At 60.3% G+C, this 18,764-nt stretch carries 19 protein-coding genes; 8 read left to right on the top strand and 11 right to left on the bottom strand.

Annotated features, from left to right (window positions below; genetic code table 11):
- Positions 1-124: 124 nt before the first annotated feature.
- Together ACN0WV_RS02475 and ACN0WV_RS02470 are read right to left on the bottom strand one after the other, a co-directional pair.
- The gene (locus ACN0WV_RS02475) at positions 125-892 is read right to left on the bottom strand and encodes an SDR family NAD(P)-dependent oxidoreductase (protein ID WP_417603539.1); all 768 of its coding nucleotides are present in this window, start codon (positions 890-892) and stop codon (positions 125-127) included.
- 97 nt (positions 893-989) lie between these two features.
- Positions 990-1,199, bottom strand: coding sequence for a hypothetical protein (locus tag ACN0WV_RS02470; protein WP_084349950.1), 210 nt, complete (start codon positions 1,197-1,199; stop codon positions 990-992).
- Between the two features lie 240 nt (positions 1,200-1,439).
- Here ACN0WV_RS02470 and ACN0WV_RS02465 point away from each other — a divergent pair, with 240 nt between their 5' ends.
- The 3 genes from ACN0WV_RS02465 (at position 1,440) to ACN0WV_RS02455 (ending at position 3,355) form a co-directional block, all read left to right on the top strand.
- On the top strand, positions 1,440-1,790 hold the full coding sequence (locus tag ACN0WV_RS02465; RefSeq protein WP_084349949.1) for a hypothetical protein: 351 nt from the start codon (positions 1,440-1,442) through the stop codon (positions 1,788-1,790).
- On the top strand, positions 1,787-2,356 hold the full coding sequence (locus ACN0WV_RS02460; RefSeq protein WP_417603536.1) for a DedA family protein: 570 nt from the start codon (positions 1,787-1,789) through the stop codon (positions 2,354-2,356). The genes ACN0WV_RS02465 and ACN0WV_RS02460 overlap by 4 nt, the downstream gene beginning before the upstream one ends.
- Positions 2,357-2,587: 231 nt before the next feature.
- Entirely contained in the window at positions 2,588-3,355 is a 768-nt protein-coding gene (locus tag ACN0WV_RS02455; RefSeq protein ID WP_084349947.1) for a LuxR family transcriptional regulator, read from the top strand.
- A 370-nt stretch (positions 3,356-3,725) separates the two neighbouring features.
- Here ACN0WV_RS02455 and tsf read toward each other — a convergent pair whose 3' ends face one another.
- From tsf to ACN0WV_RS02440, 3 genes are all read right to left on the bottom strand, one after another.
- Positions 3,726-4,601 carry a translation elongation factor Ts gene (tsf, locus tag ACN0WV_RS02450; protein ID WP_084349946.1) on the bottom strand — a complete coding sequence of 292 codons (876 nt, stop codon included), beginning with the start codon at positions 4,599-4,601 and terminating at the stop codon, positions 3,726-3,728.
- Positions 4,602-4,695: 94 nt separating this feature from the next.
- Positions 4,696-5,469: a 30S ribosomal protein S2 gene (rpsB, locus tag ACN0WV_RS02445; protein ID WP_084349945.1), complete on the bottom strand. Its 774-nt coding sequence runs from the start codon at positions 5,467-5,469 to the stop codon at positions 4,696-4,698.
- Between the two features lie 263 nt (positions 5,470-5,732).
- Entirely contained in the window at positions 5,733-7,049 is a 1,317-nt protein-coding gene (locus ACN0WV_RS02440) for a HupE/UreJ family protein (RefSeq protein WP_417603533.1), read from the bottom strand.
- Between the two features lie 117 nt (positions 7,050-7,166).
- On the opposite strand from ACN0WV_RS02440, the gene ACN0WV_RS02435 reads away from it, so the two are divergent.
- From ACN0WV_RS02435 to ACN0WV_RS02425, 3 genes are all read left to right on the top strand, one after another.
- Positions 7,167-8,066 (top strand): PfkB family carbohydrate kinase, encoded by a 900-nt coding sequence (locus ACN0WV_RS02435; protein WP_417603531.1) that lies wholly within the window; start codon positions 7,167-7,169, stop codon positions 8,064-8,066.
- On the top strand, positions 8,063-8,992 hold the full coding sequence (locus ACN0WV_RS02430; protein ID WP_417603529.1) for a pseudouridine-5'-phosphate glycosidase: 930 nt from the start codon (positions 8,063-8,065) through the stop codon (positions 8,990-8,992). The genes ACN0WV_RS02435 and ACN0WV_RS02430 overlap by 4 nt, the downstream gene beginning before the upstream one ends.
- A 70-nt stretch (positions 8,993-9,062) precedes the next feature.
- Positions 9,063-9,776 carry a DUF502 domain-containing protein gene (locus ACN0WV_RS02425; protein ID WP_084349941.1) on the top strand — a complete coding sequence of 238 codons (714 nt, stop codon included), beginning with the start codon at positions 9,063-9,065 and terminating at the stop codon, positions 9,774-9,776.
- 51 nt (positions 9,777-9,827) lie between these two features.
- Here ACN0WV_RS02425 and ACN0WV_RS02420 read toward each other — a convergent pair whose 3' ends face one another.
- Genes ACN0WV_RS02420 through ACN0WV_RS02410 form a run of 3 tightly spaced genes read right to left on the bottom strand, consistent with a single transcriptional unit; the run spans position 9,828 to position 11,787 of the window.
- On the bottom strand, positions 9,828-10,874 hold the full coding sequence (locus tag ACN0WV_RS02420) for a patatin-like phospholipase family protein (RefSeq protein ID WP_417603527.1): 1,047 nt from the start codon (positions 10,872-10,874) through the stop codon (positions 9,828-9,830).
- Positions 10,859-11,017, bottom strand: a complete 159-nt coding sequence (locus ACN0WV_RS02415) for a hypothetical protein (RefSeq protein WP_417603525.1) — start codon at positions 11,015-11,017, stop codon at positions 10,859-10,861. Before ACN0WV_RS02415 ends, ACN0WV_RS02420 begins: the two co-directional genes overlap by 16 nt.
- The gene (locus tag ACN0WV_RS02410; protein ID WP_417603523.1) at positions 11,014-11,787 is read right to left on the bottom strand and encodes a 3-hydroxybutyrate dehydrogenase; all 774 of its coding nucleotides are present in this window, start codon (positions 11,785-11,787) and stop codon (positions 11,014-11,016) included. The genes ACN0WV_RS02415 and ACN0WV_RS02410 overlap by 4 nt, the downstream gene beginning before the upstream one ends.
- An 805-nt stretch (positions 11,788-12,592) precedes the next feature.
- On the opposite strand from ACN0WV_RS02410, the gene ACN0WV_RS02405 reads away from it, so the two are divergent.
- Positions 12,593-14,410: an extracellular solute-binding protein gene (locus tag ACN0WV_RS02405; protein ID WP_417603521.1), complete on the top strand. Its 1,818-nt coding sequence runs from the start codon at positions 12,593-12,595 to the stop codon at positions 14,408-14,410.
- Between the two features lies 1 nt (position 14,411).
- A complete protein-coding gene (locus ACN0WV_RS02400) occupies positions 14,412-14,540 on the top strand; it encodes an entericidin EcnA/B family protein (RefSeq protein ID WP_417603519.1) in 129 nt (42 codons plus the stop codon).
- A gap of 195 nt (positions 14,541-14,735) precedes the next feature.
- Here the strand turns inward: ACN0WV_RS02400 and pgi are convergent, their stop codons facing one another.
- From pgi to zwf, 3 genes are read right to left on the bottom strand one after another with little or no spacing between them, the layout of a single operon-like run.
- Positions 14,736-16,343: a glucose-6-phosphate isomerase gene (pgi, locus tag ACN0WV_RS02395; RefSeq protein WP_417603517.1), complete on the bottom strand. Its 1,608-nt coding sequence runs from the start codon at positions 16,341-16,343 to the stop codon at positions 14,736-14,738.
- Positions 16,344-16,349: 6 nt separating this feature from the next.
- Entirely contained in the window at positions 16,350-17,021 is a 672-nt protein-coding gene (gene pgl, locus ACN0WV_RS02390; protein WP_417603515.1) for a 6-phosphogluconolactonase, read from the bottom strand.
- Entirely contained in the window at positions 17,018-18,472 is a 1,455-nt protein-coding gene (gene zwf, locus ACN0WV_RS02385; RefSeq protein WP_084349935.1) for a glucose-6-phosphate dehydrogenase, read from the bottom strand. The genes pgl and zwf overlap by 4 nt, the downstream gene beginning before the upstream one ends.
- Positions 18,473-18,764 lie beyond the last annotated feature (292 nt).

Below are 18,764 nucleotides of genomic sequence, written 5' to 3'. Positions count from 1 at the left end.
CCGTGGACGACCGGAACGATCGACAGGCTCTGTCCAAATCATCGAACCGCCGCTTCAGCGCAGTCTGGTTGCATGGTGACGGCCTCCAGCGCAACCAGACCTCACCTGCGACGTCAGAAATGCCCTAGCGCGGGGCCATACGGATCGCCCCGTCAAGTCGGATGACCTCACCGTTCAGCATCTGGTTTTCGATGATATGCAGCGCAAGGGCCGCGTATTCCGCAGGGTCGCCCAACCGCGACGGGAACGGCACCTGTTGTCCAAGGCTGTCCTGCACATCGTCAGGCAAACCCTGCAACATCGGTGTCAGGAAAAGTCCCGGCGCGATGCTGCAAACCCGTATTCCAAGGCTGGCCAGATCGCGCGCCATGGGCAGCGTCATGCTGACAATGCCACCCTTGGAGGCTGCATAGGCAATTTGTCCGACTTGTCCCTCATAAGCTGCGACCGACGCCGTGTTGATGATCACGCCGCGGCTTCCATCCCCAGGTCCGGGGTCATTTTTCGACATTATCGCAGCAGCTTGGCTGGCGCAGTTGAAGCTTCCTATGAGGTTGACCTGAATGGTCTTGGAGAACATCGCCGGATCATGCGCGCCGTCGCGCCCCACGGTTTTGGCCGCCGGGCCGATGCCGGCACAATTCACCAGAATATCAAGCCTGCCGTAAACCCTTGCCACTTCGGCAAGGGCAGCGCGCACGCTTTCGGCATCACTGACATCGACCTTGTAAAAGCCTCCGTCGAGTTCCTTTGCCATCTCGGGTCCGGACGTCGTGTTCATGTCGAACAAAACCACGGTCGCACCCGCAGTTGCCAAAGCCCGCGCCGTTGCGGCGCCAAGCCCTGACGCGCCGCCAGTCACCACGGCGATGCGGTTATTGTCGATGATCATGTGAAAGCCCTCTCTTTTCAGTGGCGCGGCGCCGGATTGCACGGCCGCTGCAATTTGTCCTCAAAGTGCGCGGTGCGCGGGCCAAGCGCAAGTCCGGTTAGGTATCCTTGTCGCCCTTGAAATTCTCGGGATCGAAAACGATGAAAAACTCATAGGCACAAAACGCGCTCGCAGCGCCGAAAATCGCAGCCCATCCGGGATTTCCATTCGCCAGTTCAAAAGCCGCCCAACCACCCGTCAAGACGACGGTAACGACGCGCCGCCAGAGCGGCAGAAAGAACGGAATGCGAAGATCAAAGAATTTCATGTCGGGTTATCGCTTGGCATGCTCGCTCCTGTTCGCAACGCGGCTTGACTGCCGCCTTCAGTGATCTGCGATGCCCAATCTCGGCAGGACGGTCAGTTACATCAAGCCAAAACCGGCCTGCGGGCGAAAAACCTGCCGACAACGCTTTGCGAAACCGCCTGCGCGGCCCTCCGCATTGTTCCCCGCGCCAGGATGCGTCACACTATATTAATCCCGACGACACCATACGGAGACCAGAAAGTGAGCCGGAACGCCAAACATCGTGAACGCAACCGGCGCGCGGCCCGTTGGTTGCTGGGGCTGTCGCTCGTGGCCGCGCTGTTCTTTGGCGTGCGTGTCGGATTGGACATGGTGTACTGGAACGACCCGAAACACCATGAACAACAGTTGGAACCCTGGATGACGGTCGGATATGTCGCGCGGTCATGGGTTCTGGACCCGCGTAAGCTGCACGAGGCGCTGGCGCTTGGGCCTGGCCGTGATCGCAAGACCAGCCTGGGTCATCTGGCGCGTCAACAGGACATCGACTTCGAGACCTATGCGCTTCGCGTTATGGATGTCATCGCCCGACAAAAAGCGGCAACTGAATGACAGAAGTCGCATTGGAATGGTTACCGGTTTACGGCCTTCCGGTGCTTGTGCTGATCATCGGACTTGGGTGCATGGGGGCACCTGCGCCGGCCTCACTGACGCTGCTTATCAGCGGGTCTTTGATCGCCGCCGGCGATTTTAACGGCACGCAGGTCTATGTGACCAGCCTTGTCGCGGCGATCTTCTTTGATCATGCGGGCTACGCTGTTGGGCGTTGGGGCGGCCCGCGCCTCGCGCAGTGGCGCATCCCGCTGATGGACCGCGCCCGCCACATGCTGGAAACGCGCGGCGGCATGGCGGTGTTCCTGACCCGTTGGCTGCTGGCTCCGCTGGGGCCGGGCGTCAACTATATGGCAGGCGTGGTGACAATGCCTCTGCAACGCTTCACGCCTTTCGATATTGCAGGCGAGGTGGTGTGGGTGACGCTTTATCTCGGGTTGGGATATGTGTTCGGCAGCTACGTCTCGCAGATCTCCGAAGTGCTTGGCGACATTACCGGATTTCTGGCCTTCGCGGTTTTGGCCTGGCTGCTTTGGCGCTTTATCCGAAGCGATTTGAAACGTTAGAAAAATGCGAAGATTGCATTTTGACCGGCTGGTCAATTTCAGACTGGACAGCAAAACTTGCAACTGTCACCCTTACGCCTATACACCAAGGGTGGCTGTTTCATCCATAAAGAGTGAACGCGCCTGCCTGGGTGCCGATGTCAGAAATGGTTCCGGCTCCGGGGAATGCCAGACATTGCGACCGTTGCGCGTCTGGCCGTATGGGCTAAGCCTGAATGACAAGAGGCAGACATGAACGCTGGCGACAAGACATATCTGATCGAGATGACCAATACGCCCAGCATCGAAGAGCTTTGGGCGATGCATACCGAACGCATGGCCAGCTTCGGATTTGACCGGATCATGTACGGGTTCACCCGGTTCCGCAGCGCCAGCTCGCTTGGGGATCCCAATGACTTTCTTCTGCTGACCAATCACAGCACGGCCTATACGGATGGGTTTATAGGCCGGGGGCTGTATCATCACGCGCCGATGGTCAACTGGGCGCTGGAGAACGAAGGCGATTGCAGTTGGCGGGTGATCGCCGACATGGCGCGCGCCGATGCGCTCAGCAAGGCCGAACGCCGCGTGGTCGATTTCAACCTGTCCCAAGGCGTGACGGCCGGCTATACGCTCAGCTTCAAATCGGTTTCGGCGCGCTCCAAAGGTGCCATCGCCCTGACCGCCCGTAAGGGCCTGACGCAAGACGAGGTCGACGATATTTGGGTGCGTCATAGCGATGACATCATCCTGATGAACAATCTCGCGCATCTGAAAATTCTTACCCTGCCCTATTTCGCCCCGAACCGGACACTGACACCGCGCCAGCGCGAAGCCTTGGAATGGGTGGGTGACGGCAAAACGATGCAGGACATTGCAATCCTGATGGGGCTGACAACAGCGACGGTGGAAAAGCATCTGCGGCTTGCCCGCGTCGCGCTGAGCGTTGAGACAACGGCGCAGGCCGTGCTCAAAGCTTCTTTCCAGAATCAGATGTTCGTTCTGGATGTCCAATCCTAAAATGGCATTAAAATTAGATGGTTATTCGACGACCTGAGAGTTTTCTCCGAAAGGTCCGGAATACCTTACTTTCGTGACCTAGGGTTAAGAGGCATGCTGAAGATGTTCCGTGAGTGGTGGCTTTAGCCAAAGGAACAGGGGGCGGCACCCTAGCGATTACTAGGCCCTGCCGTCCCTAACCGGCAATTCCTGCCGGTGCGGACCGAACCGTTTTAGTTGGTTCGTTTTTGTGTGTGGTTTGGTCGCCTTTTATCGGCCCTCCCTGCTTGCTCCCCGCATTGGGACGGATCGAAAAAGAAACGGTGCCGCGGCTTTCGCTGCGGCACCGTTCGAAAGTCCATCGACCGCCCGAAAGCGACCGCCATATGGTTCAGCCCTGAGCAGCCTTGGCCACTTCTGCGGCGAAATCTTCTTCTTTCTTCTCGATGCCTTCACCGACTTCAAGACGGACATAGCCGACAATCTCGACACCGGCTTCCTTGGCAGCGTCTTCAACCGTCAGATCGGGGTTGACCACGAACGCCTGGCCCAGAAGGGTGACTTCGCCGAGGAATTTCTTCATCCGGCCAACGATCATCTTTTCGATCACCTGCTCGGGCTTGCCCGACTCGCGCGCGATATCGATCTGGACCTGACGCTCTTTCTCGACCACGGCCGGATCAAGCGAGTCAGCGTTCAGCGCCTGCGGCGATGCCGCCGCGATATGCATCGCAACCTGCCGTCCGAATGCGGCATTGTCACCTTTCAGCGCAACCAGCACACCGATCTTGCCCATGCCGTCAGCGACTGCGTTGTGGACATAGGACACAACCGTGTCACCCTCGATCGAGGCCATCCGGCGCAGGGCCATGTTCTCGCCAATCGTGGCGATCTTGGCGGTCAGGGTCTCGGCGACGGTCTTGCCACCCAGATCCGCATCGGCCAGTTCCTCGACCGTTGTCACATTGACCGCCGCTTCGGCAATCGCAGCGACCATCGACTGGAATTCAGCGTTCTTGCCGACAAAATCGGTCTCGGAGTTAACTTCTACGGCGACGCCCTTGTTGCCTTCGACCTTGACCGCGACAAGACCTTCGGCAGCCGTACGACCGGATTTCTTGGCGGCTTTCGCCAGACCTTTGGTGCGCAGCCAGTCGATTGCGGCTTCCATATCGCCGTCATTCTCGGTCAACGCCTTCTTGGCGTCCATCATGCCTGCGCCGGTCATTTCGCGCAGTTCTTTCACCTGGGATGCTGTGATCGCCATTTCGGCTCTCCTCATGTTCTTGGGGGTCGGGGGCGGCAGTGGCCGCGCCCCAGTATCAAGCTATCATGTCGTTCTCACGACATCGCTGTCGGGCTTACGCCTCGGCAGGTGCGTCTTCGGCGATGGCTTCTTCGACAGGGGCTTCTTCAAGCGCACCCAGATCAACGCCGGCAGCGCCCAGCTGAGCCTGCATGCCGTCAAGCGCGGCACGGCTGGCCAGATCGCAATACAGGTTGATCGCACGGGCCGCGTCGTCGTTGCCCGGAATGATGTAGTCGATGCCATCGGGCGAGCAGTTGGTGTCAACCACGGCCACAATCGGGATGCCCAGCTTGTTGGCTTCGGCAATCGCCAGCTGCTCTTTCTTGACGTCGATGACGAACAGCAGATCCGGCAGGCCGCCCATTTCACGAATACCGCCAAGCGAGGCTTGCAGTTTGGTCTGCTCGCGCTCCATGCCCAGACGCTCTTTCTTGGTCAGGCCCTCGGCACCGTTTTCCATCTGCTCGTCAATCTGCTTGAGGCGATTGATCGACTTCGACACGGTCTGCCAGTTGGTCAGCGTACCGCCCAGCCAGCGGTGGTTCATGTAATACTGGGCGCATTTTTCAGCGGCTTCGGCAACGGGGGTCGCGGCCTGACGCTTGGTGCCGACAAACAGCACGCGGCCATTCTTGGCGACGGTTTCGCGGATCACGTTCAGCGCCTGGTCCAGCATCGGAACGGTCTGTGTCAGGTCCATGATGTGGATGCCGTTGCGCGCACCGTAAATGAACTCGCCCATACGGGGGTTCCAGCGCTGCGTCTGGTGGCCAAAATGTACGCCTGCTTCAAGCAGTTGGCGCATGGTGAACTCTGGAAGAGCCATGTCTTTATCCTTTCCGGTTTTCGCCTTGGTACGGGGTGCAACGCGGAATGCGTCAACCGGTGGACGGATGAGGATGTCTCCCCCATCAGCCCGCCCATACCTGCGGATTGAGTGGCGCGCGTATAGACCGCATCAGAGCCGCGCGCAAGCCCCGATGCATTGCAAACAGGTTCAACACGCGCGCGTCGTCGCAATCCCCGTGGTGCAGGAGCGCAGAAGGATGCGCAGGTTACCGCATTTTCACCAGCGTTATCAGGCCACGGCTAAAGGAAAACCCGTTCGATCACCCAATAGACGCCGACCAGACCAATCACGGCAGAGGCGGGAACCTCGACGAACCGGCGATAGGCTGCAAGTTCATCGACCAGCGTGACCGATGCCAGACACAGCGCCGACAGCACGGCAAGCGGCGCAAGAAAGACGATCGGATCGACCTCCAGCACTGCCGCCATCGCGCCACGATCCACCAGAAAACCGGCACCCAGGAACAGCACGATCAGCACGCCATAGACGGTTTGCCCTGCCTCGACCTTTGCCCGCCCCTCATCGACACGCAGCGCCACCCAGACCAGCGCCAGCATCGCGGCGATCACGGTCAACTGACCCAGTTCCACACCGATATTGAAGCCAATCAGCGCGGAAAGGAACCGGTCCTGCGGCAATCCGAACTCTCCCAGAACAGAGGCAAAGCCCAACCCGTGCAGCAGCCCGAACCCGAAGATCACCAGCGGACGCCAGCGGCTCATCACCGGCGAGCGGATATTCTCGAAGGCGACATAGGCGATGGATGCTGCGATCAGCGGCTCGACAATGGCGGGTGAAACGCTGACCACCCCGGTCGCCCCAAGCGCCAGCGTCACGGTATGGGCGAGCGTGAAGGCCGAAATCTGCCACAACAGTGGCCGGATGCGCGGCGAAAGAAAGAACAATCCCAGCACGAACAGGATATGGTCGAGACCAAGCGGCAGGATATGGTCGAACCCCACCGGCACATAGGCGGCAAAGGTCGCAAGCGCCCCGCGCTGATCGCCACCCGAGACCGATATGGGCCCACTGCCCTGCCCGCCCGACAAGTATTCGGTATAAGGATCCTCAACGCCCTGCTGGCGCAGCACCAACGTGCCGTATTCCGCAGGCCACGACATCTGCACCGTATCGACGGCAGGCGGTAGCTCGGCGCTGAGCACAATCGTGGTGTCACGCGGCAGATCTGTATTTCCCACCGGTGCCACATCAATGCTGTCGATCTGGGCAGTCAGCGGCGCGTCGCCGGCCCGCAGGTCGAGTGCCGTCACGACATCGACGAGCGCAGCGCGCAGGCGTTCGGCCATCTCCTCCGGCGACAGCGCGCGCAGCGCATCGACGCGGTCGGAACTGTCCGTCTCGTCCGTGTCGGTCACACCGTCAAGGTCGACCCCGGCGACAAGCGCTTCGGCATTCAAGGACAGCGACAATTCAAGCCTGCCGTCGGCGGTGGTCAGGTCGCCAATGGCTGGGCGCACCTCATGTGCCCAGACGGTGGACGCAGAAATCAGCAAGAAGACGCCTGTCAGCAGACGAACGAGTAACAAATGTGGCATGCGCCCTCCGAAGAACTTGTCTTTGCAAAGTATTTCAGGTGGATCGTCAATCAAGTAGAAACTTCAACACGGCGGAGTCCTGTTGCGTCGCCGCCGTGAACCGTTCAAAAGATATTCATGACTTCGCACGCGCCACATACCATCCTTTGCATCGGTTCCGCCTTATGGGACGTAATCGGCCGCGCCGCCAGCCACATGCGTCAGGGATCGGATGTGCCGGGACGGATTACGCGGCTGCCCGGCGGTGTTGCGCTGAATATCGCGATGACGCTGGCACAATTCGAGATGCGCCCGGTGCTGCTGTCAGCTGTGGGGCGCGATGCGGAGGGCGACGAGTTGGTGGCCGCTTGCACGTCGCGCGGATTGGTGATGGACCATATCTACCGGTCAGAAGATCTGCCGACAGATGTCTACATGGCGGTCGAAGGTGCCAATGGTCTGATCGCCGCAATTGCAGACGCGCATTCGCTGGAAGCGGCGGGCGCGCGCATCCTGGCCCCCTTGCGTGACGGCACCTTGGGCAGCGCCGACGCGCCATATACCGGGACCGTCGCGCTGGATGGCAACCTGACAACCACATTGCTGGAAGAGATCGCCAAGGACCCGGCCTTTGCCCGCGCCGACCTGCGCATCGCCCCCGCCTCACCGGGCAAGGCGGAACGCTTGCGCTCTTTCCTGCTGCAACGCCGCGGCATGCTCTATGTCAATCTCGAAGAGGCCGGGCTGCTGTGTCATCAAAGCTTTGACGACAGCGCCGCCGCTGCCGCTGCGCTGGTGAAACTCGGTGCCGCGCGCGCGCTTGTCACCGATGGCGGCAGCCCCGCCTCGGATGCCTCACCCGACGGGGTGATCCAACAGATGCCGGCTGAAGTGCTGGTGACCCGTGTCACCGGTGCGGGCGATACTTTCATGGCCGCGCATATGGCCGCAGAACAGCGCGGAACCGACAGGCAGGAGGCATTGACCTCTGCCTTGCAGGTGGCCGCCGATTACGTCTCAGGAGAAACACCGCTATGACCGCTTCGCTTACTCTGTCCCCCGCCGTCGAAAAGGCACTGGCCGAAGGTCGTCCCGTTGTGGCGCTGGAAAGCACCATCATCACCCATGGGATGCCCTATCCGCAGAACCTTGAAACCGCACGCCAGGTTGAAAAGGAATTGCGCGACAACGGGGCAGAGCCTGCCACGATCGCGGTTCTGAACGGGACGCTGCATGTCGGGCTGACCGATCCGCAGCTGGAACAGCTGTCGCAGGCCAAGGGGGTGGCCAAGCTGAGCCGGGCTGATATGGCGGTTTGCATGTCGCAGGGCGGCACGGGGGCGACAACCGTCGCCGCCACGATGATCGGTGCCGCGAAGGCCGGGATCGAAGTGTTCGCCACCGGCGGCATCGGCGGCGTGCATCAGGGTGCCGAGATGAGCTTTGATGTCTCCGCCGATCTGGCGGAACTGGCGCTGACGCCGGTCAGCGTAGTCTGTGCGGGCGCAAAGGCCATCCTTGATCTTGCCAAGACGCTGGAAGTGCTGGAAACCCGCGGCGTGCCGGTCATAGCCGTCGGGCAGGATGCGTTTCCGGCCTTCTGGTCGCGCAATTCCGGCCTGCGCGCGCCGCTGCGCATCGACGATCCTGCGGACATTGCCGCAGCACATATGGCACGCCGCGCGCTTGGACTGCCCGGCGGCCAGCTGATCGCCAACCCGATCCCGGTCGAGGCTGAAATCCCCCGGTCTGAAATCCAGCCCGTGATCGCGCAAGCCATGGCCGACGCCAAGCAGCACGGGATCATCGGCAAGGCGGTCACGCCCTATCTGTTGCAACGCATTTTCGAATTGACGAAAGGCCGCTCGCTGGACGCAAATATCGCACTTGTCCTCAACAATGCCCGTCTGGCGGCGAAGATTGCGCAAGAAATGAGCAAACGACAGGAGAATGCGCCGTCTTAAACGGTCGCGCCCATTGTAGCGCCCCCGCTGACCACCTAGTTTGAGACGACCGACCCCTGCGGATAGATCCATGACCAGCCCTTTCGACAAAGACCCGCGACGCCCCGGCCTGTTTACCAGTCTGCGCTCCAGCTTTCTGACCGGTCTTGTGGTGATTGCTCCGGTGGGCCTGACGATCTGGTTCATCTGGACGTTGATCGGCTGGGTCGATGGGGTGGTGCTGCCGCTGGTACCCTATACGTTCCAGCCGGAAAAATACATCGGCATCAACCTGCGCGGTGTCGGCGTCATCATCTTTTTGCTGTTCACAATCACTGTGGGCTGGGTCGCCAAAGGCCTGATCGGCCGGTCCATCCTGCGCTTTGCCGAAAATCTGCTTGAAGGCGTGCCGATCGTCCGGTCGATCTATTCCGGTGTGAAACAGATCGCCGAGACCGTCTTTGCGCAAAGTGACCGCAGCTTTGAGAAAGCTTGCCTGATCCAATATCCGCGCAAGGGCATCTGGGCGATAGGTTTTGTCTCGACCCAAGCCAAGGGCGAGGTTGCGGCCCGGCCCGAAGTGGCCGGTGATCTGCTCAGCGTCTTTGTTCCGACAACGCCGAACCCGACCTCGGGCTTTCTACTGTTTTTCCCGCGCGAGGATGTGGTCGAGCTGGACATGACCGTTGAGGACGCCGCCAAGCTGGTGATTTCGGCGGGGCTGGTCTATCCGCACGAAAAGGCACCGGCAGAGCTGGCCAAGGCGAAATTGCGGGCGCAAGAAAAGAACCGCCTCAGCGCCTGAGCGGGGGCCTTTCTCGCGCTCATGTCGATTGTTACGGTTCGCGCTAATCGCTCAGTCGAACATGTCTTTCAGATCGGCTGTCTGACGCACATTCAGGTCATCCCAATGTGTTTCCAGAAACGTGCCCGCCGCAGTCCGGCCCGCCGCTTTCAACGCGCTCAGAACAGACGGGATCGCAATCGTCTTGGTGGCCACCGACAGGTCATTCATCAGCGCATCGTCCGAGATCATGTGGACCAGGACGCTCTTCATCGCCCCCTCCGTCACCGATCCATCCGTCATCAGACGCTGCACAAAATTGATCGCCCGCAACTCTCGCAGCAGTGACGAGTTGAAGCTGATCTCGTTGATGCGGTTCTGGATCTCCGGCGGCGTGGTGGGCAGTTTTTCGCGGATGATCGGGTTGATATTGATGATCACAAGATCATCGGGAAGCGATTTGGCAAAAAGCGGGAACAGCGCCGGGTTGCCGGTATATCCACCATCCCAGAACGGCTCCATCTTGCCGGAACGCGGATCGCGCAGGGTGACGGCCTGAAAAAGGGTCGGCAAGCAGGCCGAGGCCATGACGACATCTGCATTGATGCTGTCGCCCGAAAAGACGCGCACCTTTCCATCACGGACATTGGTGGCGCAGATGAACAGATCCGGCCCCCCCGGCCCGCAGACATCATCATAATGAAACTGACTGACGATCAATTCCAGCGGGTTGCGATAGAACGGCCCCCAGACATATGGCGACACCATGCGGCTGAACGAATCTGCCATCATGTAGGGCAAGGACCACTCCAGCGCGCCGGAGATCATCCGCGCCTCCGGTATCGCCATACCCATCCAGGCGGGCACATGCAGGTCTTTCACGGCACCGATCTGTCCCCAGAGCCAGTCCAGATTGTCGCGCGCCTGCTCACGCCCACCCTGCCGCATTCCAGCCTTCAGCGCGGCACCGTTCAGCGCCCCGGCCGATGTGCCGGAAATTCCGGCGATTTCCAGATCTGGCTCTTCCAGCAGGCGGTCAAGTACACCCCAAGTATAGGCTCCATGTGCCCCACCCCCCTGAAGCGCCAGATTGATCCGTTTCTTCACGGGTTTTGCCATAGGCCTTGCACGCCCTTCAGAGAGGTTCGGATGTATGTCTTGGGGGTCACGCCGATGCCGTCACTTGGGCCGCCCGACATGGTCGCATCGCCAAAAACAGCGCCGGACAGATCCTGACGGCGAAAGCCGTTCTCGCCGGTCAAAGCGCCGTCCAGCCGCCATCCACGCTGATTGTCGTGCCGGTGATTTGCTCTGCCGCAGAGGAACATAGAAACACCGCGGTGCCGCCAATCTGTTCGACGGTCGCGAACTCTTTCGAGGGCTGGCGTTCAAGGATCACCTTCTGTTTCACCTCATCCTCGCTCATGTCGTATTTCTTGGCGGTGTCAGGAATCTGCGCTTCGACCAGCGGTGTCAGCACATAGCCCGGACAGATCGCGTTGCAGGTGATCTGCTCGCGTGCGGTTTCCAGCGCCACGGTCTTGGTCATCCCGACAATCCCGTGCTTGGCCGTCACATAGGCCGATTTGAACGGCGAGGCCGTCAACCCGTGGGCGCTAGCGATGTTGATCACTCGACCCCAGCCCGCCTTGCGCATCAGCGGCAGGGCTGCGGCGGTGGTGTGAAAGGCCGAGCTCATGTTGATGGCGATGATCGCGTCCCATTTTTCGACCGGGAATTCATCAATCGGCGCGACATGCTGAATGCCGGCATTATTCACCAGTATGTCACAAACGCCTGCGGTTTCGATCAGCTTGCGGCACTCATCGCCCTTGGACATATCCGCCTGAATATAGCGCGCCTTGACGCCATGTTCCGCGGCCAGATCCTCGGCCAGCTTGTGATCTTCTGCCCGGTCGGTGAAAGAGTTCAACACGACATCCGCGCCGGCACGCGCCAGTTCATGTGCGACGCCCAACCCGATGCCTGAATTCGATCCGGTGATGATGGCGGTCTTGCCCTTCAAGCTCATGTGATAGTCTCCGTCGTTGCGTGAATGCATCGCTATGCTGTCATGCAGCATCCTAGCCCCTACAGTCGCGAGAAACAGGGGAAAATCGGTTTTTCACGATAACTTGGTCGATTGGCAGTTCGCCGCGCCGCGCATTGGCGCAGAACCTGCGCGAGGATATGCGTATTGTCGCGCGGAAATGGGGGTTAGCTCGATTATCTATGATCTGCACCTTGCTCCTCCGACAACGCGCCGACGAAGCCAATCACCTCGGACAGCAAACTATCAGTGCCGCGGCAACGTCGGCCTCGTCATCGGTGCCAATCCGGGCCATTTCGTAAAACGCCAGCCGAATCGCAGATGCGCGTGATGATGACCGACGCCACTGGGCAGCTCGATTCGTGCCCCGCGTTTTTGCGACAGAATCACGCCGCCAGCGCTGCACGTTCCCGCATCTGTGCCGTCGGGTCGCAATATAGGCCATCCATCGCGAATGCCCTCGCCGGCAACCTATCCCGCTTTGCCCGTCAGGCCCGCGTCATGCTGTTATATAGGGCTGCAACACCGTATTCTTGTCCATTATCTGCCCCCTCTCTGCCGTCGCACGATTTAAGTGTGGGGTCAAAACTCTGCCAAAAAAAAAACGCCCGCACGAAGCGGGCGTTAAGTTATTGAGGCAGGTTTCATACAGGCAAGAAACCTATCGAGCAGTGGCCCCTTTATAAGCAATCCTGCGCCGCCATCCAAGCTAAAAGTTTGAAAAGGCGTGAATCCATCGTTACGGTCCGGTTCCATAAAACAAGAGCAGTCGAGGAATGTTGCCAGTATGGGACCAGATTTTTTCCAATCTCTGCGACGTCAGGGGCTGGCAATTGCCCTTTGCTTCGCCGCGACATCAACCGTGGCAGAGCCGCAACATGGCATAGCTATGTATGGCGACCCCGCGCTTCCACCTGATTTTGTGTCCCTGCCCTACGCAAACCCGAACGCGCCCAAGGGCGGGCGCATCGTCACCGGCGAAACCGGCGGTTTCGACAGCCTCAATCCCCACATCCTCAAGGGGACGACGCCGTGGCAATTGCGCTACCTTTCGTATGAAAGCCTGATGGGCCGAAGCTGGGACGAACCCTTTACGCTTTACGGGCTTTTGGCCGAATCGATAGAGGTCGGGCCGAATCGCGAATGGGCAGAATTCACCCTGCGCCCCGAGGCCGCATTTTCCGATGGCGCGCCCGTCACGGTCGAGGATGTCATGTGGTCCTACGAAACTTTGGGCACCGAAGGTCATCCACGCTATCACGGGACGTGGAATCAGGTGGCCCGCATGGAACAGACCGGCCCCCGCAGCCTGCGCTTTACCTTTTCCGAACCGAACCGCGAGTTGGCGTTGTTGATCGGCATGCGGCCGATCCTGAAAAAGGCGCAATGGGACGGCAAGGTGTTCGGTGAATCCGGTCTGGAAACGATTCCGATCGCCACGTCGCCTTATGTGATTGACGATTTCGAGGCCGGGCGCTTCGTGTCCCTGCGCCGCAATCCGGAATATTGGGGCCGCGACCTGCCCTTCATGGCAGGACAGGCCAATCTGGATGAAATCCGCATGGAGTTCTACGGCGACGGGTCCGTGATGTTCGAGGCGTTCAAGGCGGGCCAGTTGACGGCGATGCGGGAATTCAACGTCGAAAAATGGGACACGCAATACGATTTTCCCGCCGTGACCCAGGGCGATGTGGTCAAATCCGTCATCCCCCATCAGCGCCCCTCGGGCATCACCGGGTTTGTGATGAACACCCGCAGCAAGATTTTCGCGGATTGGCGCGTCCGCGATGCCATGCTGCATGCGTTCAACTTTGAATATGTCAACGAGACGATGACCGGCTCGCAGCAGCCGCGCATCTCCTCCTATTTTTCCAACTCGGTTCTGGCGATGGATCACGGCCCCGCCACCGGTCGCGTAGAGGAGTTTCTGCAACCTTTTGCGGATGAATTGCTGCCCGGCGCGATCGAAGGCTACACTCTGCCCGAAGGTGACGGATCCGAACGCAACCGCCGCAACATCGCCCGCGCCATGGACCTTCTGGCAGAGGCCGGCTGGACCGTGCAGGACGGGACGATGAAGAATGCCGATGGCGCGCCCTTCACCTTCGACATCCTGCTGCAACAGGCGGGTGGCGAGGAACAGGCCATCATCGACATTTTTGCGCGCTCTCTGAAGCGTCTTGGGATCACGCCCCGGATCACGGTTGTTGACAGCGCCCAGTATAACGAGCGCACCAACAGCTATGATTTCGACATGACCTATATGCGCCGTGGCCTGTCGCTCAGCCCCGGCAACGAACAGCGTCTTTACTGGGGGTCCGAAGAGGCGGACGCACCGGGCGGGCGCAATCTGATGGGGATGAAATCAGCCGCAGCCGACGCGATGATCGACCGGCTGCTGACCTCGGAAAGCCGCGAGGACTTTCTGGCCGCAGCCAAGGCGCTGGACCGCGTGTTGACCACGGGGCGCTATGTGATCCCGATCTATCAATGGAACATCAGCCGCATCGCCCATGTGAAGGAGTTGAAATTCCCCGAAAACATCCCGATGTATGGCGACTGGATCGGCTGGAATCCGGATGTCTGGTGGTATGAAGAGAATTGACATGACACGAACAAAAATCACGGCCACTCTGGCGCTTCTGTCCCTCGCAGCCCTGACGGCTTGCGCGACGGTCGATGGCGTCGGTCAGGACATCTCTACCGGTGCGCGCAATGTGCAAAGCTGGTTCTAAGCCTGTCGCGACATGCCGCGCGGGAACCGCAAAGCGCCGGTGCGCGCAAAGCGTCGGTTAACCCGTGGGTGATCCGGCACCGCAGTTCCACGGCCGCCGCCCCACGCCAGCGATTTCAACGATAGATCAACGCGACAGGTCAGCGCCTGTCGCGTTGTTACGTTTGACGGGTCTCAGGCTGGCGCAGCGTCAGTCCTAACCGCGATGCTTCAAAACGTAGTCCACCAATGCGCGGGTAGAGCCGTCTTTGCCTTCGGCGCTGTCCTCGCCGGCCACGACCGGACCCAGCGAAGTGGCCAGTTCCTTGCCCAGCTCGACACCCCATTGGTCGAAGGAGTTGATGCCGAGGATCACACCTTCGACAAACACCCGGTGTTCATAAAGCGCCACGATCTGGCCCAGCACTTCCGGGGTCAGTTGCGGATAGACCAGAGTCGTTGACGGACGGTTGCCGGGAAAGACCCGGTGGCGGGCCTGACGTTCCAGCTCGTCCCCGGTGAAGCCCTTGTCGGCCATCATCTTGCGCGCCTCATCCAGCGAGCGGCCGCGCAGCAGCGCCTCTGACTGCGCCAGGCAATTGGCGATCAGCAGAGTGTGGTGATGCGCCAGATCCGGCTCGTGCCCTTCGGCAGCGACCATGAATTCGCAAGGGATAACCCGCGTGCCCTGATGGATCAGCTGATAGAACGCGTGCTGGCCGTTGGTGCCCGGTTCGCCCCAGACAACGGGGCCGGAATCGACATCCAGCGTAGAGCCGTCCATCGCGACACGCTTGCCGTTGCTCTCCATCTCCAGCTGTTGCAGATAGGCGGGCAGCCGCGACAGGCGTTGGTCATAGGGCAGCACCGCGCGGGTGGCATAGCCGCAGCCCTGATTGTGCCAGATCCCCACCAGCGCCAGCAGTACCGGCATGTTCTCTTCGAGACTGGCGGATTTGAAATGCAGATCCATCGACTGCGCGCCCCGCAGGAAGGCGCGGAAGGCGTCACTGCCGACCGCAATCATCAGCGCAAGCCCGATCGGTCCCCACATCGAATAACGCCCGCCGACCCAATCCTCGAAGCCGAAGACCCGGTTCGACGCAATGCCGAAATCGCCGGTCTTTTCAAGCGAGGTGGACACGGCGGCAAACTGCGTGGCAGGGTCGCTGACGGTCTCGGACATCCACGCCTTGGCGGTGCGGGCATTGGTCATCGTCTCGATGGTGGTAAAGGTCTTGGAGGCGACGATCACCAGCGTCGTTGCCGGGTCCAGGCCGCGCAGCGTATCGGCGATATGCGCGCCGTCCACGTTCGACACGAAATGGCAGCGCGGCCCGTCATGGTAGGGTGCCAGCGCCAATGTGCCCATTGCGGGGCCAAGATCCGATCCGCCGATACCGATATTGACCACATCGGTGATCTTGCCGCCCTGCCCGGTGAATGCGCCACTGCGCACTGCCTCGGCAAAACTCTGCATCCGGTCCAGCCCGTCCAGCACGCCGGGCATCACATCGACACCGTCCACCATGACCGGACCGCCATCCAGATTGCGCAGCGCGGTATGCAGCACGGCGCGGCCCTCGGTATTGTTGATCGCTGCGCCGCTGAACATCTCGTCGCGCTTGGCTTCGACACGCGCTTCGCGGGCGATTTCGATCAGCATGGTACGGGCCGCGACATCAATATTGGTTTTGGAATAGTCGAACCGAATCCCCAACGCCTCAACGTTGAACGCCTCGGCGCGGGTCTCGTCCTCGAACAAGGTCAGCATATGCCGACCGTCAACAGCATCAGCCGCAGCTTTGAGATCATCCCAAGTCATCGCAGGTTACTCCGCCCAGTGGACTGTCATGCCGTCGAGCACAGCCGCGATCGGCGCCTCTTCCGGCGAAAGGGTGCGGGCCTTTTCCAGCGCGTCGCGCTTCTCAGACCCGAAAATCAGCAGGTGTTTGGCCAGCGCCCCGTTCAACACATGCGCCGTGATGGTAATCCGCGGTTCTGGCGCGCCGGGTGCGCGCATCGGCAACAAGACGGGCGCATCGGATGCCAGCGCCTCTGCCAGCAAATCCGCGCCGGGAAAGATCGACGCGGTATGCATATCCGCGCCCATGCCCAGCAACACGACATTCAGCGGCAGGCGCGGTTTGATCTCCAGTTCGATCTCGGCCAGTACATCCTCGGGCTGGCGCGCATCCGCATAAAGCGGCACCAGACGCGCATCGGACGCGCGGTCGGTCAACAAGCGCTGCCGTAAAAGCCGCGTGTTGGATCGTTCGTGATCTGTCGGCACCCAGCGTTCATCGGTCAGCATCACATCGACACGACCCCAATCCAGCCGCACACCACAAAGCGCATCAAAGACCGGCCCCGGCGAGGTGCCGCCCGGCACCGCAAGCGTCACACGGTCATGGCTGTCAAGCGACGCGCGCAGTTCCGATGCCAGCTTGTCTGCCAGGTCGATGGCCAGCATTTCACGATCTGCATATTCAATCAGGTTCACGTCTTCAACTCCCTCCAGCGGCGTCCGTCGCGATGCATCAGCATCATCGAATCGTCGGGGCCGGCCGTGCCGGGATCATAGGGTTTTGGCACATCACCGCGTTGCTTCCAGCCCTCGATCAGCGGATCGGTCCAGGCCCATGCGGCCTCTACCTCATCGCCACGCATGAACAGCGTCTGGTTGCCGCGGATCACGTCCATGATCAACCGCTCATAAGCGTCCGTCACCTCTTCGGCCTCATCGCCAAGCGCATCGGCAAAGGTCATGTCCAACGGCACGTCAATCAGACGCATGCCGCCCGGTCCGGGTTCCTTGATGGTGACGTCCAGCGTCATACCCTCGTTCGGCTGCAACCGGATCGCCAGCACATTGCGGTGCCGCCCGGCATCGACGCCAAAAATCGAATGCGGCGCATCCTTGAACACCACGGCAATCTCGGATGTGCGCGCCTTGAGCCGTTTGCCGGTGCGCAGGTAAAACGGCGTCCCCGCCCACCGCCAGTTCGAGATATGAGCCCTGAGCGCGATGAAACTTTCGGTATTGGAACGTGGATTTTCGGCATGGTCGCGATAGCTGGGCTGATCGCCTCCGGCGCTGTATTGCCCGCGCACGATATGGTGCGGCTCGATCGGCTCCAGCGCGCGGATCACCTTGAGCTTTTCGTCGCGCACCTCGTCGGGCTCGAATTTCGATGGCGGCTCCATCGCGATCAGACACAGAAGCTGCATCAGGTGATTCTGCACCATGTCCCGCATCGCGCCGGATTTGTCGTAATACCCGCCGCGCCCGCCGACACCGACGGTTTCGGCGACGGTGATCTGAATATGATCGACATATTGCGCGTTCCACAGCGGTTCGAACAACACGTTGCCAAAACGCACCGCCATCAGGTTCTGGACGGTTTCCTTGCCCAGATAGTGGTCGATCCGGTAGATCTGATCCTCGCGGAAATGCTCGGCCAGCGTGGCGTTCAGTGCACGGGCGCTTTGCAGGTCGCGGCCAAACGGTTTTTCGACGACGATGCGCGATTGATCGGTCGCCAAACCATGCGTGTGCAGCCGTTCCGCCAGATCGCCGAACAGCGATGGTCCGACCGAAAAATAGAACGCCCGAACTGTCCCGTCCCGCATCCGGCCAGCCAGCTCCGCCCAGCCATCCGTTCCTGTCGCATCAACGGCGACATAGCCGATCCGCTCAAGAAACGCGTTAAGTGTGGCGGCTTCGAAGGTGAAACCGTTGCCGAACTCCTTGATCGCGTCGGCAATCAATTTGCGATAAGCCGCATCATCCATATCGGACCGTGCAGCGCCGATGATGCGGGCCTCTTCGGGCATCTGCCCGGCACAAAAGCGCCGAAACAGACCGGGAAGAATCTTGCGGCGGGCAAGGTCGCCCGTGCCGCCGAAAATAACAAGATCGAACGGGTCGACAGGAATGACGCGGGATACCATCTGGTCTCGGACTCCGATTTTCTGGACGCAATACGCTTTTGCGCATCACTGCGTTAGCGCTAACGAGGATTAGCTATCGCATCTTTCTTCAAGAGTCTAACACGGGTTTGATCTGTCTCAACAGTTTACCAGCATAATGAGGAAACTGGCCGTGCAGACGAATGAATTCGTGGATTTTTCTCGCTGGTCGCGATCCGTCTGGTGCTGAATTTTACGGTAATCGCTTCTTTGTGCCGATTCTACGATTGTAGCAGGTTCAGTCATTGTCGAAGCGCCGCCCCGGCTATCCGGC

It is taken from the genome of Primorskyibacter flagellatus, from assembly GCF_048268605.1.
GTDB classification, from domain to species: domain Bacteria; phylum Pseudomonadota; class Alphaproteobacteria; order Rhodobacterales; family Rhodobacteraceae; genus Primorskyibacter; species Primorskyibacter flagellatus.
Note: the sequence above shows the minus strand (reverse complement) of the source record. Positions and strands in the feature narration are given on the sequence as shown.

Bases quoted from the DNA above. Each gene is read 5' to 3' on its own strand.
- ACN0WV_RS02455 (WP_084349947.1), top strand. From the start codon at position 2,588: ATGAACGCTGGCGACAAGACATATCTGATCGAGATGACCAATACGCCC.
- ACN0WV_RS02435 (WP_417603531.1), top strand. From the start codon at position 7,167: ATGACTTCGCACGCGCCACATACCATCCTTTGCATCGGTTCCGCCTTA.
- ACN0WV_RS02425 (WP_084349941.1), top strand. From the start codon at position 9,063: ATGACCAGCCCTTTCGACAAAGACCCGCGACGCCCCGGCCTGTTTACC.
- ACN0WV_RS02410 (WP_417603523.1), bottom strand. From the start codon at position 11,787: ATGAGCTTGAAGGGCAAGACCGCCATCATCACCGGATCGAATTCAGGC.
- ACN0WV_RS02475 (WP_417603539.1), bottom strand. From the start codon at position 892: ATGATCATCGACAATAACCGCATCGCCGTGGTGACTGGCGGCGCGTCA.
- ACN0WV_RS02470 (WP_084349950.1), bottom strand. From the start codon at position 1,199: ATGAAATTCTTTGATCTTCGCATTCCGTTCTTTCTGCCGCTCTGGCGG.
- pgi (WP_417603517.1), bottom strand. From the start codon at position 16,343: ATGACTTGGGATGATCTCAAAGCTGCGGCTGATGCTGTTGACGGTCGG.
- zwf (WP_084349935.1), bottom strand. From the start codon at position 18,472: ATGGTATCCCGCGTCATTCCTGTCGACCCGTTCGATCTTGTTATTTTC.
- ACN0WV_RS02420 (WP_417603527.1), bottom strand. From the start codon at position 10,874: ATGGCAAAACCCGTGAAGAAACGGATCAATCTGGCGCTTCAGGGGGGT.
- ACN0WV_RS02400 (WP_417603519.1), top strand. From the start codon at position 14,412: ATGACACGAACAAAAATCACGGCCACTCTGGCGCTTCTGTCCCTCGCA.
- ACN0WV_RS02440 (WP_417603533.1), bottom strand. From the start codon at position 7,049: ATGCCACATTTGTTACTCGTTCGTCTGCTGACAGGCGTCTTCTTGCTG.
- tsf (WP_084349946.1), bottom strand. From the start codon at position 4,601: ATGGCGATCACAGCATCCCAGGTGAAAGAACTGCGCGAAATGACCGGC.
- rpsB (WP_084349945.1), bottom strand. From the start codon at position 5,469: ATGGCTCTTCCAGAGTTCACCATGCGCCAACTGCTTGAAGCAGGCGTA.
- ACN0WV_RS02405 (WP_417603521.1), top strand. From the start codon at position 12,593: ATGGGACCAGATTTTTTCCAATCTCTGCGACGTCAGGGGCTGGCAATT.
- ACN0WV_RS02430 (WP_417603529.1), top strand. From the start codon at position 8,063: ATGACCGCTTCGCTTACTCTGTCCCCCGCCGTCGAAAAGGCACTGGCC.
- ACN0WV_RS02460 (WP_417603536.1), top strand. From the start codon at position 1,787: ATGACAGAAGTCGCATTGGAATGGTTACCGGTTTACGGCCTTCCGGTG.